This window comes from Corynebacterium sp. c8Ua_99, assembly GCF_039907185.1.
Taxonomy (GTDB): domain Bacteria; phylum Actinomycetota; class Actinomycetes; order Mycobacteriales; family Mycobacteriaceae; genus Corynebacterium; species Corynebacterium jeikeium_D.
Map to the genome: position 1 here is coordinate 24,740 of NZ_JASBOG010000022.1, position 12,205 is coordinate 36,944.

At 62.2% G+C, this 12,205-nt stretch carries 9 protein-coding genes, 1 tRNA gene and 1 other RNA gene; 8 read left to right on the plus strand and 3 right to left on the minus strand.

Annotation, left to right across the window (positions count from 1 at the left end):
• Nucleotides 1-75 precede the first annotated feature (75 nt).
• The 8 genes from QKE19_RS10685 (at nucleotide 76) to recR (ending at nucleotide 8,582) form a co-directional block, all read left to right on the plus strand.
• Nucleotides 76-161: transfer RNA gene (locus QKE19_RS10685), tRNA-Ser, on the plus strand.
• A 232-nt stretch (nucleotides 162-393) separates the two neighbouring features.
• An RNA gene (gene ffs / locus QKE19_RS10690) (signal recognition particle sRNA small type) lies at nucleotides 394-488 on the plus strand.
• 317 nt (nucleotides 489-805) lie between these two features.
• Nucleotides 806-2,275, plus strand: coding sequence for a SulP family inorganic anion transporter (locus QKE19_RS10695; protein ID WP_284857940.1), 1,470 nt, complete (start codon nucleotides 806-808; stop codon nucleotides 2,273-2,275).
• Nucleotides 2,276-2,400: 125 nt separating this feature from the next.
• On the plus strand, nucleotides 2,401-3,672 hold the full coding sequence (locus QKE19_RS10700) for an aminotransferase class I/II-fold pyridoxal phosphate-dependent enzyme (protein ID WP_180950677.1): 1,272 nt from the start codon (nucleotides 2,401-2,403) through the stop codon (nucleotides 3,670-3,672).
• A gap of 34 nt (nucleotides 3,673-3,706) precedes the next feature.
• Complete coding sequence (locus tag QKE19_RS10705) at nucleotides 3,707-4,432, plus strand: hypothetical protein (protein ID WP_347891032.1); 726 nt, start codon at nucleotides 3,707-3,709, stop codon at nucleotides 4,430-4,432.
• 30 nt (nucleotides 4,433-4,462) lie between these two features.
• Nucleotides 4,463-7,480: a DNA polymerase III subunit gamma and tau gene (locus QKE19_RS10710; protein ID WP_347891034.1), complete on the plus strand. Its 3,018-nt coding sequence runs from the start codon at nucleotides 4,463-4,465 to the stop codon at nucleotides 7,478-7,480.
• A 114-nt stretch (nucleotides 7,481-7,594) separates the two neighbouring features.
• Nucleotides 7,595-7,918, plus strand: a complete 324-nt coding sequence (locus QKE19_RS10715) for a YbaB/EbfC family nucleoid-associated protein (RefSeq protein WP_005511884.1) — start codon at nucleotides 7,595-7,597, stop codon at nucleotides 7,916-7,918.
• Nucleotides 7,919-7,955: 37 nt separating this feature from the next.
• A complete protein-coding gene (gene recR / locus QKE19_RS10720) occupies nucleotides 7,956-8,582 on the plus strand; it encodes a recombination mediator RecR (RefSeq protein WP_005511888.1) in 627 nt (208 codons plus the stop codon).
• Between the two features lie 39 nt (nucleotides 8,583-8,621).
• Here the strand turns inward: recR and QKE19_RS10725 are convergent, their stop codons facing one another.
• From QKE19_RS10725 to QKE19_RS10735, 3 genes are read right to left on the minus strand one after another with little or no spacing between them, the layout of a single operon-like run.
• Nucleotides 8,622-9,434, minus strand: a complete 813-nt coding sequence (locus tag QKE19_RS10725) for a glutamine amidotransferase (protein WP_070566558.1) — start codon at nucleotides 9,432-9,434, stop codon at nucleotides 8,622-8,624.
• Nucleotides 9,435-10,784, minus strand: a complete 1,350-nt coding sequence (locus tag QKE19_RS10730; protein ID WP_048733196.1) for a MurT ligase domain-containing protein — start codon at nucleotides 10,782-10,784, stop codon at nucleotides 9,435-9,437.
• A 60-nt stretch (nucleotides 10,785-10,844) separates the two neighbouring features.
• Nucleotides 10,845-12,140 (minus strand): exonuclease domain-containing protein, encoded by a 1,296-nt coding sequence (locus QKE19_RS10735; RefSeq protein ID WP_347891037.1) that lies wholly within the window; start codon nucleotides 12,138-12,140, stop codon nucleotides 10,845-10,847.
• Nucleotides 12,141-12,205: the final 65 nt, after the last annotated feature.

The following is a 12,205-nucleotide window of genomic DNA, read 5'->3' on the forward strand; positions in this document are numbered from 1 at the left end:
TTAAATGCCTCGTTTTCCCTGGTAGGGGGAGCGTTTTGGGAAAATGGGGTTTGTTGGGTAGTCTTTAACGACGTTGGAGGATTCGACTAGCGGCCTATGTCACACGCCTGGAACGCGTGCGGGAGTCACATCCCTCGTGGGTTCAAATCCCACATCCTCCGCAGAGTGAAAACCCCCGGTTTACGCCGGGGGTTTTCTTTTATTTATGCAGGTGAGTGGATTTGCAGTGTATGCCGGGGCTGCGGGGAGGCGGGGAACTGTCATGAAAGCTGTCACGAAACTGGTGACGAATCCGTGGTGGCAGTGCGTTGATTAGTGTGGCAGTTCTTCGATGAACGGTGTGGCGAGCGCTAGCAGTGTGACTTTTTGCCTGGGCCTGTAGTAGGCTGTCTTCACGGATCCCATGTGGCGTCCATCTCGTGAACTCCCCCAGGGCAGGAATGCAGCAAGGGTCAGCGAGCTCTGACGGGTGCGTGGGGTCCCCTTTTTTTATCCCCGGCGTTCTTCTGGCACTTATGGCTAGGTTTCGGGCACTTGTCGGCGGTTTCCTGTGACCTATCGATGTTTTTTCGGCACTTATCCCCGCGATATTGGCCAGGCCATTTCACCTATCGATGAGCTATTCACTTATGGCCACGCTGCAGCGCATCGATAGGTGAATACCTTGGCCACAAGTGGTCGCGTTCGCTGGTCTGGAAGAATACTGTGCATGAGCGATGCAGACGACACGCGAGTACCACCACAGACAACACGAGAAACGCTAGAAACACCAGAACCACCCGAAACCCGAGAAACCCCAGCCCCAATGGGCGTGTGGGACTCCTTCCGATTCGCAGTTTCTTCACCGAAGCGCCTGCGCACCGAGCTGCTGGCCGGCGCGGCGGTGTCGTTCGCGCTGATCCCCGAGGTCATTTCGTTTTCCATCTTGGCGGGCGTGGACCCGGCGGTGGGGTTGTTTAGCTCGGTGATTATGGCCATTGTGATTGCCTTTACGGGTGGTCGCCCGGCCATGATTACTGCTGCCGCTGGTTCGGTTGCGCTCGTCGTCGCGCCGTTGTCGCGGACGTACGGGATGGATTACCTCATTCCAACGGTGCTGCTCGCGGGCGTGTTGCAGATTGCTTTTGCGGCGCTGGGTATCGCTAAGCTGCAGCGTTTCATTCCGCGCGCGGTCATGATTGGCTTTGTCAACGCGCTGGGCATCCTCATTTTTACTGCGCAGCTCGAGCATCTCATCGATGTGCCCTGGTTGGTGTATCCGCTGGTCGCTTTGGGTATTGCGATTATGGTGTTCCTGCCCCGCGTGTTCACCGCGATTCCGGCTCCGCTGGTGACTGTGCTCGTCGTCACGCTTGTTGCGGTGTTGGCGGATTGGCGCGTGCCGAACGTGAGCGATATGGGCGAGCTCCCGGAATCCCTCCCGCAGCTGCTGATCCCGAATGTGCCCCTGAGCTGGGAGACTCTGCAGCTGATTGCGCCGTATTCGGTGGGCGTGGCGATTGTCGGCATCATGGAATCGCTGATGACGGCGAAGCTCGTGGACGACATCACGGATACGCATTCGGACAAGACCCGCGAGACGTGGGGGCTGGGTGTGGCGAACATCGCGGGCGGTTTCTTCGGCGGCATCGCTGGCTGCGCGATGATTGGTCAGACGATGGTGGGTGTGAAGGAATCGTCGGGACGCACTCGCTTGACGACGCTCTTTTCCGGTGTCTTCCTGCTCATTCTGGTCCTTCTGCTCAGTTCCGCAGTTGGTGTGATTCCGATGGCAGCGCTGGTTGCGGTGATGGTCGTGGTGTCGGTGGACACGGTCGATTGGCGCTCGATCTCCCCGCGGACGTTACGCCTGATGCCGCGTTCGGAGACGGCGGTGATGCTGGTGACGGTCATCGCCACGCTGGCGACGGATAACCTCGCCATCGGCGTGATTTCGGGTGTGGTCGTGGCGTCGCTGATGTTCGCGCGCCGTGTCGCTCACCTGGTCAGGATTGAAGTGCTTGACGACGACCCCAGCGCCCACTCCCGGACGTACAAGGTGCGGGGGCAGTTGTTCTTCGCCTCCAGTAACGACTTGGTGTACCAGTTCGACTACACCGATCCTGCGCAGCGGATTGTCATCGATATGTCGGAGGCTGAGATTTGGGATGCCTCCACGGTGGCGGCATTGGATTCGGTGCGGGTCAAGTTTGCTGACCGGGGCAAAGAGGTAGAAATTATCGGCTTGGAGGGGCCGAGTAAGCAGCGTCTGGATGCGCTGTCGGGGAAGTTGTAGAAATCCCAATCCGGGGTATGCCTTACACTTGGTTGCAAAGCCGGATGCGGCGCGGGGAAAAAGTTTTCCGTGCCAGTTTTGTCAGGTTTTAACTTATGTCCGATACCTGGGAGGGTGCGTACACCATGGCCGTGGATTCCTTCGATGTTCAGCAGTTGGCGGCACACAAGGATGAGTTTGCGAAGGCATATGAGGAACTGAAGTCCCGTAACCTCGCACTGAATTTGACTCGTGGTAAGCCGTCGTCGGAGCAGCTTGATTTCGCAAACGCCCTGCTGGGTCTCCCTGCGCCGGATTATATTTCGGCTTCTGGGGAGGATGTCCGCAATTACGGCAACGCCAAGGGCATTACTGATATCCGCGCTATCTGGGCGGAGTTGTTGGATCTGCCGGTGGAAAACGTCCTGGCACAGGATGCTTCCAGCCTGAATATCCAGTTTGACCTGATTTCGTGGGCCATGCAGTTTGGCAACGTGGACTCGGAGCGCCCGTGGAACGAGGAGCCGGTGCTGAAGTGGCTGTGCCCGGTTCCGGGGTATGACCGGCACTTTTCCATTACGCAGCACTTCGGCATTGAGATGATCCAGGTGCCGCTGAACGAAGACGGTCCGGATATGGATGTCGTGGAGAAGCTGGTGGCCTCCGACCCGCAGATTAAGGGCATGTGGAATGTCCCGATGTTCTCCAACCCGACGGGCGTGACCTACAGCGCTGAGGTCTGCCGCCGTCTGGTTGAAATGGAGACTGCCGCTCCGGATTTCCGTCTGATGTGGGATAACGCCTACATGGTTCACACGCTGACGGATGAGTTCCCGGAGGTTCACAACGTCATTAAGTGGGCGGAAGAGGCCGGTAACCCGAACCGCGTGTGGGCTTTCGGCTCGACTTCGAAGATCACCTTCGCAGGCGCTGGCATTGCTTTCTACGCTTCCTCGGACGCCAACTTGGAGGATTACCTCAAGCACGCTGGTATCCGCGGCATTGGCCCGAACAAGGTCAACCAGCTGGCTCACGCCAAGTTCTTCGGTGACGCGGAGGGCGTGCGCGAGCAGATGCGCCGTCATGCAGGTTCGCTGGCTCCGAAGTTTGAGAAGGTTCTGCAGATTCTGGATGAGCGCCTGACGGAGTACGGCGTGGCAGAGTGGTCGAAGCCGACCGGCGGTTACTTCATCAACCTCGACGTGGTTGATGGCACTGCTCGTCGCGTGGTGGAGCTGGCTAAGGAGGCCGGCATTGCGCTGACCGGTTCTGGTTCTTCCTTCCCGCTGAAGCAGGATCCGAATGACCGCAATATCCGCCTGGCACCGTCGCTGCCTCCGATGGAGGAGCTCGAGGTTGCTATGGATGGCGTCGCTACCTGTGTGCTGCTTGCCGCCGCTGAGAAGGCGACTGCGTAGGCCAAGTAGGCCGGTTAGGTCGGGATAGGACTATATGAACTTCGAAGAGACGAAGTTTTGGATCTCCGGGCTTTTCCCCGGAGAACCCCAGGTCGGCGAGTATGTGACGGAGCTGCCGGCCAGTGGTCGGCACGGGCAGGAACACGATTCGGCTCCGCTTCGGGTCGCTGAGTTCTCGCTTTACGACGGGCCGGACGGCCAAGCGAACGAGCGTCGTCCGGAAACGGCAGCCGCCACCGTGGAGTTGGGCCGCAACTACTGTGGTCTGACCGGCGCAGCAAAGACGGATATCCGCGTGGAGCTCTTCTCCGTCGCATACGCTGATTTTCCCGTGGCCACCATGGTCGCGGCCGCGGGAGCGCTGGTGGAGGAAGAACCGGAGTTCCTGTCGCCAATTCCGGGCCGTGTCATTCCGAATGCGGTGCGGCTGGCGGCCGATCAGGTGGCCGAGGTAGGGGAGTCGTCGTCAAGCACTGCCTTTACCGTGGCGCACGTGCTGTGCACGGTGCCGTATGTGTGGAGCGACGGGGTGCCGAATGTGTCCGAGATGCCGGGCAAGATCAGCCTGCATGAGGGCGATGTGGAGTCGCCGCAGGGGCGCATGACCACGATGACGCAGCTGGTGCCAATTACGGATGCGGAGCTGGTGTTTTATGAGCAGCAGGGTCCGCAGGCGCTGATGCAGAAGTTGGCCGAAGTGGACGCTGACCTGCGGGATTGGTGCCGTGATTCGGTTGTTGCCCAGGAGGGTTCGAACTAGCCGGTCCGGGGTGGAAGGTAGGCTGAGCACGTGGCTCTGTATAGGAAGTATCGTCCGGCATCGTTCGCCGAAGTGGTGGGGCAGCGGCACGTAACTGACCCGCTGTCGGCGGCGTTGGAATCTCGTGATGCGCAGGGGCGTCCCAACCGCATTAACCATGCGTATTTGTTCTCCGGGCCGCGTGGCTGTGGCAAGACTTCGTCGGCGCGCATTATGGCGCGCAGTTTGAACTGTGCGGAGGGGCCGACGGCGACGCCGTGTGGCCAGTGTGCGTCGTGTCGTGCGTTGGCGCCGGGTGGTCCGGGCAATTTGGACGTTATTGAGCTGGACGCGGCCTCCCACAACGGTGTGGAAGATATGCGTGAGCTGCGGGAAAAGGCTATCTTCCAGCCGGCGGAGTCGCGCTACCGCATCTTCATTATTGACGAGGCGCATATGATTACCGCCTCGGGTTTCAATGCGCTGTTGAAGATTGTGGAGGAGCCGCCGGAGCACCTCATCTTCATTTTTGCGACCACGGAGCCGGAGCGTGTGCTGCCGACTATCCGTTCGCGTACGCACCACTACCCGTTCCGATTGTTGACCCCGCCGGATATGCGCGGGCTGCTTGAGTGTGTGGTCACGGCCGAGGGCGTGCGGGTAGAGCCGGACGTGTATCCGCTGGTCATCCAGGCAGGTGGTGGTTCGCCGCGTGACTCGCTGTCGGTTATGGATCAGCTCATTGCTGGTTCCGGCACCGATGGTGTGGATTATGAGACTTCTGCGGCCATTCTCGGTGTCACTGACAGCGTAATCATCACGGATGCGATTGAGGCGCTGGCGGCAGGCGATCGCGCGGCCATGTTTAGCGTGGTCGGGCGTGTGATTATGTCGGGCCAGGATCCGGCTCGGTTTGCCTCGGATCTGCTTGGCCGGGTGCGTGATTTGCTGGTGCTGTCCGCAGTGCCGAATGCGCTGGAGCAGGGCTTGGTGGAGATCCCGGAGAGCCAAATCGACGGTGTTCTGGAGCAGGCCGGGACAATTCCCCCGGCGACGCTGACGCGCTTCACGCAGGTGCTCTCTGATGGTCTGCGGCACTTCCGCGGCGTGACTTCGCCGCGCCTGCTGCTCGAAGTCCTCTGTGCGCGCATGCTCCTGCCCGCCACCGAAGACTCCGTGGAGTCGCTGCTGCAGCGCGTAGAAGCGTTGGAGCACGGCAGGCCCGCGCTTGCCGACGGCTCGGGGGCCGCAACCCCCGCAGCGGCACCGGTGTCTTCCGCCGCGGCGCCGGGGTCGGGTGCGGCTGAGACCGATGCTTCGCCGATGCAGTCTGGCCAGTCGGCTCGTGAGGCATGGCGCCAGCGGAATGCCCAGCGTAAGAAGGGGGCGCAGGCCCAGGGCAGTCGTGCTGGGCAGGCAGCGCCAGCGCAGGCATCGTCGCAGCCTCAGTCCCAGCCTGAACCTGTTCAGCAGCAGTCTGCACCAGCGGCAGCGGCACCGGTGTCGCAGGAGTCGGTAACTGAGCCGCAGCCTGCACCAGAAGCATCTACTGCGACCGCTGAGCAGCCTGCACAGCCTACGCCGGCCGAATCAGTTGAGCAGTCTCAGCCGGCCGAACAACCGCAGCAGCCTGAATCGGCTGAGCAGCCGATGTCCGAGGAAGAAGCTCAGGCAGAGAAGATTCGTGAGTTCCGTCGGAAGATGGCGGAGCATGCCCGCATCAGCGAGCAGCAGACTCGGGCGCAGCTTGCGCAAGAGCGTGAGCAGCAGACTCGCGAGCGTGAGGGGGAAGGCGGCTCGATGTCGATTGTCGAGGAGGAGCCAGTTGTCTCTGCCTCGCCAACCCACTCTGAACGGCCAACTCAGGCGCCACAGCCTGAGCAGCCAGTCCAGCCAGCTCAATCAGCCGAGTCGACACAGCCAACTCAGGCCCCACAGCCCGAGCAGCCTGTTCACAAGCCGGAACCGGAATCGCAGCCGGCACCGCAAGTTCAGCAAGCACCAGAGCCAGCACCGCAACCGCAACCGGAACCAACACCACAGCCGGAGCCCGAACCTGCACCCGCCGGTATCGAGAAAATCCGCGAGCACTGGCAGGACATCCTTGCGGCTGTCGACGGACAGCATGCGTTCCCCATTCGCGTGCTGGCCGAGCAGGCGGTACCGCTCGATGTCGAAAACGACACGCTCGTCATTGGACACAGCACAGGAGCGCTCGCTACCAGGCTCAATACGCCTGATTACGCTCAGGCACTATCCACTGCCGTGAAGCAGGTGACGGGCTTCAACGGCCAGGTGCACTGTGTCGTCGGTACGCGCCCGCGCGCACCGCGTTCAACAGCTACTGGTGGTGGTTCCGGGGAGGATGATTCGTCGTCAAGAGGTTCGTCCTCGCCGAACGACACCGCCCCTGCACCGACACCCGCAGCACCAGCGCAACCAGAGACATCTGAGCAGCAGGTACAGCAGGAACAGCAGACGCAGTCAGAGCCAGCACCGCGCCCGCAGCGGTCGTCGGCATACGCATCCGTTGTTGAGCGCCGTGCCAAAATCGAAGCCGCCAAGCGTGCTGCGATGGGACAGCAGGCAGGTCACGACCAGCCGGCACAGCCACATCAGCCAAGCCAACCAAGCCAGCCAGCTCAACCGAACCCGAACCCGGCCCAGCAACAGCCGCAGCAGCCAAACCAGCCGCAGTCATTCCTGCGCGCGGCACAGGCAAACGCACAGGCCAATGCCCAAGCGAACGCTCAGGCCCAGGCCAATCAGGATTCGGGCTTCGGCGGCGTCCCACTGCCACCAGAGCCGATGGAGGAGTTCGCTCCACCAGAGGGCGCAGAGGGCGCAGAGAGCTACGGTTCGCGCAACCCGTCCAACTACAACTCCAACGCCAACACCAACTACAACCCGGTTCCCCAAACCCCGCAGGACAACAACTACGAAGAGGACACCTCCGAGTACTTCGAGGCCGCGAACGAGGTCGGGTCTCTCGATCACCGCTCGCTAAAGGACGTGGTCATGGAGATGCTGGAAAAGGAGCTGGGAGCCAAACCGCTAGAAGACCGCTAGAGCCGTTAGAATGGGGCGGCGATGCGCGTCGTAAAGCATGGGCGATGAGCCTTAGAAGCGTGCGCGTAACTACAAATCAGCACGTAAAGAGCACAATAGTTAGGAACATTAGTTATGACTCAGCCAGATATGAACGCAATTCTGCAGCAGGCACAGCAGATGCAGGCGCAGCTGCAGGCAGCACAGCAGGAGATCGTCGCTTCCACCATCGTCGGTGAGGCCGGCGGCGGTCTGGTCAAGGTGACTATGCAGGGCTCGGGCGAGGTCACGGACATCGCCATTGATCCGAAGGTCGTTGACCCGGAGGACGTCGACGGGCTGCAGGACCTGGTTCTCGCTGCTTTCCAGGACGCTACCGCTAAGGTGCAGTCGCTGGCGGAGCAGAAGATGGGCCCGCTGTCCCAGGGCTTCGACGGTCTCGGTGGCCTCGGTTTCTAAATTAGCTTTTCAGACCAGTATTTGTAGGTAATTATCATTGTTCGAGGGACCACTCCAAGATCTCATTGATGAGTTCTCGCGCCTGCCGGGCATCGGCCCGAAGTCAGCTCAGCGTATCGCTTTCTACCTGATGAAGGCGGAGCCGGAGGACATCGGCCGGCTCCAATCCGCGCTTGGTCGGGTGCGCGAGGGTGTGCAATTCTGCCGGGTCTGCGGCAACATTTCGGAAACCGATGTGTGCCAGTACTGCTCGGACACACGGCGCGACCGAGGTTTGGTGTGCGTCGTTGAAGAAGCGCGCGATATCCAGGCCATCGAGCGCACGGGGGAGTACAACGGTCGCTACCACGTGCTCGGCGGGGCGCTCGATCCGCTCGGCGGCATCGGTCCGAACGAGCTCAATATCCGCACGCTGCTGCAACGCATCGCAGGCGTGCTTGACGACGTCGACGAGACCCAACCCCCAGAAATCCACGAGGTCATCATCGCGACTGACCCCAACACCGAGGGCGAAGCAACCGCGACCTATTTGGCCCGGCTGCTGCGGGACTTCCCGGATCTCGAGGTCACTCGGTTGGCCTCCGGCATGCCGCTCGGTGGTGACTTGGAGTTCGTCGATGAACTCACCCTGTCCCGCGCGCTGACGGGCCGGCTGAAGGTCTAGCCGCCGTCCAGCCAACCGGCCGCGCGCGAAACTACAAAACTAGCGCTCGCTCTTCGGACGCGGCTTGGACGGGATGCGCTCTTCGCGCAGCTTATCCACGACCTCGAGGTCCAGCGGAGCCAGGCTCGACAGGTCCTGGTTGGTAGCGCGGGCCAGCAAAAGATCAGCCAGCTGCGGATTGCGAGCCAACACAGGTCCGTGCAGGTAGGTACAGATAATCGAACCCTGCACCGCGCCTTCGGCGCCACCGGTCGGTGTGAGTGCAGAAACATCCACTCCCGGAGCAATCCCGGAGTCCGCCTGCTCCACTTCCGGGCCGGTATTGCCCACGCCACGGACAACCCGACCAAGCGGCTTCGCATCGGCACCCAGGGTCGTGCGACCCATGTGGTTTTCGAAGCCAGTCAGTGGGCTGGCGTCGACGTCGTCAAGCAAACCGTTCGTGGGATCGACGAGCGTGCAGATTTCGCCGATCGCGCGCGACTCGAGTGAATCGGTGGTGCAATCGACAAGGCCGAGACCTGCGACGTCGCGTCCGCCCGCGCGGAAGGAATTGCCGAAGATCTGGAAGCCCGCGCAAATCGCGAGGATCTGCTTCCCAGCTTCGGCTGCCTTTTTGATGCCGCCGTCATTGATCAGATGCTCCACCGCGATGGTCTGTGCGACGTCCTCGCCGCCGCCGACGGTGTAAATATCCAGGTCGGTGGGGACGGCATCGCCCAACTTAATCGGGACAATCTCGGCGTCAATCCCACGCATCCGCGCGCGTTGCCGCAGCACCAGCGCATTTCCGTCATCGCCGTAGGTGCCCAGCACGTCCGGGAGGATCAGGCCGATAGACAGCTCGCTCATTTACTTTTCCTCCTGTGCTCGTTCGATGTCGCGCTTCAGATCGCGGAAGGCGGTGTAGTTCGCCAGCACCTCAACTCGGGTGACGCTTGACGACGACCCCCGCGCCTCACACGACCGGATCGCCTGCAGCGGATTTGCGACCAACCTCGCATCGATGCCCGCATACAGCAACCGCACCGCGAGGTCAGTTCCGCGTTCGCCCGCGGACAGCACATCCATGCCGTCGAAGTCCTCGAAGCGGACATCCCATAGCCAGGACAGGTCCTCGCCGTCAGCAACGTGACCGTTGACTGCGATGACCACTGCATCCGCAGTGCGGTCGACCATGGACAGCGCCTCCTGCCAGCCGGCCGGGTTCTTGGCCAGCAGCATGCGGACGTGCTTCTCGGCGCCCTTGTCATCCCGCACAACCATGGTGGAGTAGCGGCCCGCAACGTTGTCGACGGTCTCGGTGGCCCGGAGGGACTTCTCCAGGTCCGCGCCCATATCGACAGCGCCCGCGATAGCCAGGGTGGCGTTGCCGCGGTTGGCATTGCCCGGCAGCGTGAGGTTCATCGGCAGGGTGTCGCCGGCAGGCGTGATGACTCCCTCCGCAGTGATGCGGTAGTCCGGCTCTGGCCGCTTGAACTCCGAGCCGTCCGGGAGTGGCTTCACGGCGTACCAGTTGTGGCCGTCCTGGATGATGGGCCCGCCGGTGCGTGGGGAAGAGGTGGCATCGTTGGTCCAGCCACCGCCCGCGGAGACCCAAATAACCTTCTTGGCGTCCCAGGCAGCCGACGCGATGAGTGGGTCGTCGCAGTTGGCGATGACCGTCGCCTGCGGGTTCGCATCCACCGCAGCACGGAGTGTGGCCTCAATCTTGTTGATCTCGCCGACGCGGTCGAGCTGGTCGCGGGAAAGGTTCAGCAGCACCAGGACCTGCGGTTTCAGATCCTCTGCGATGTGCGGGACGTGCAGCTCATCGACTTCCAGGACCAGGCTGTCCGCATCGGGAGTAGCGAGCAGCGCGGAGATAATACCCGCGTCCATGTTGTCGCCGCCCTCGTTGGTGGCCACGTTGTGGCCAGCGGCGCGCATGGCGGCCGCGAACATGCGGGTGGTGGTGGACTTGCCGTTGGTGCCAGTGATGATCGCGGCCGGGCGTCCCTTGCCGAGGGAAGCCAGAATGCGCGGGTCAATCTTCTGCGCAATCAGGCCACCGATCATGCCACCCGCGCCGCGACCGGACTTCCGGGAGGCCCAGGTGGCGGCGTGAGCGGCGGCAGTCGCAAACCGAGCGCGCAGGCTCGGGGAGCTTGCGCGGTCGCGACTGTGGTCACTTACGTCGTTATGTGAAGTGCCTTCTTTCATAACTGTGTATTTTACTGTGAATGATTCGCAGAACGAATGCGCTGGGCAAAAGCCCTAGCCCTACTTCACCATCTCTCCGACCAGTCGCAAGAATGCCTCATCGGAAACGATCGGAATGTCCTTCCGGTGGGCATGCATGGCCTTGCCCGTCAATTGATCCGGCGTCACATCCGCAGGTCGGTTACACACCAGCACCGATGACTCTCGGGTGACCTTCTCCGAGTACGCCAGCCCAGCCCGCACGCCCGCCGCAATCAGCTCATCTGGGTCCACCGACACCTCTGGTGCCACGACGAACTCCATGCCCTCCGCGAGCTTCCGCCCCGGTGTATAGCGGCCGGGGTTCTCCACGGGGCGCGGTGCCTCCATCGCGTCGACACGCACTGTCGAGCGCTGCAGGCCCACAATGTCCTCGCGCAGCTGGTCGGGCGTGTACATGTTCAGGGTTGTACCCTCGTCGAGCCCGCCCTGTGCGCGGAAGAGCGCAAGCGTGGTGGTGACGTCATCCAACGTCCGCACCCGCTCCGGCACCGAGATGCCGGCAATCGATGCCTCGGGTGAAGGCACATCGAGGCCGTAGGCGCGCGCGACGGCGCGCAGGCGTGCGTCGTCAAGCCGTTTGCCCTGGCGGCGCGCCGTTTCCAACGTATCGGCAATCCGTGCGGGCGCCGGAATTCTCGCGACGCGAGTGCGCGTACGACGACGCCCCCGCTTATTCCGCGCGGATCGCTCACGATTCGCTTGACGACGGGCCCTCTTGGCCTCGGCAACTATAAAACCCCAGACCAGCGGCGCATTATGAGCAACCAACGTGCGCCCATCGAGCGCGTGCGCGAGCTTGGCCTGGATCACCCCGAATTTCGGAGCCCCCTCGAAGTCCGCGGGCTCGAGGCCGTGGAGGTGCGTCGGGCCGGGATCCTCGGTGGGATTGATGACGACATGCCAGGTGTCCACGATGTTGCCACTGCTGTCGGCGGTGGACACTCCCAGGCTGACCAGCCGAGACGTCTTGGGATGGATGCCCGTGGCCTGGATGGACACGATTGCGTAAGGAGCTTCCTCCGCCGACGAGAACTGTTTGTGTTCGTCAGCAGCCTTTGTTGCGGCGGTCTCGGCTGTGGCGGGTGTGGTTGTGGCCGGTGTGGGTGTGCCAGCGGTACTCGCGCCGGTTGCGATTGCGCCGGTAGCAGCCGCGCCGGTGGTGGCTGCGTCCGTTGTGGTGGAAGCCGGTGCAGTTGGTGGTGTTTTCGCGCCCGCTGCCGACGCGCGTTGAGAACGGCGACGATTCCGCCGCCGCCTCTTCGTCTGAGAAGAGGTCCCAGTCGCTTTGCGCTCCTCGCGCGCCGATTCAGTCATGCCTCAAGACTAGCGGGTGCGCTCACCCGCGGAGAAAGTGACTAGGTTTATGACACTTTGAGCAC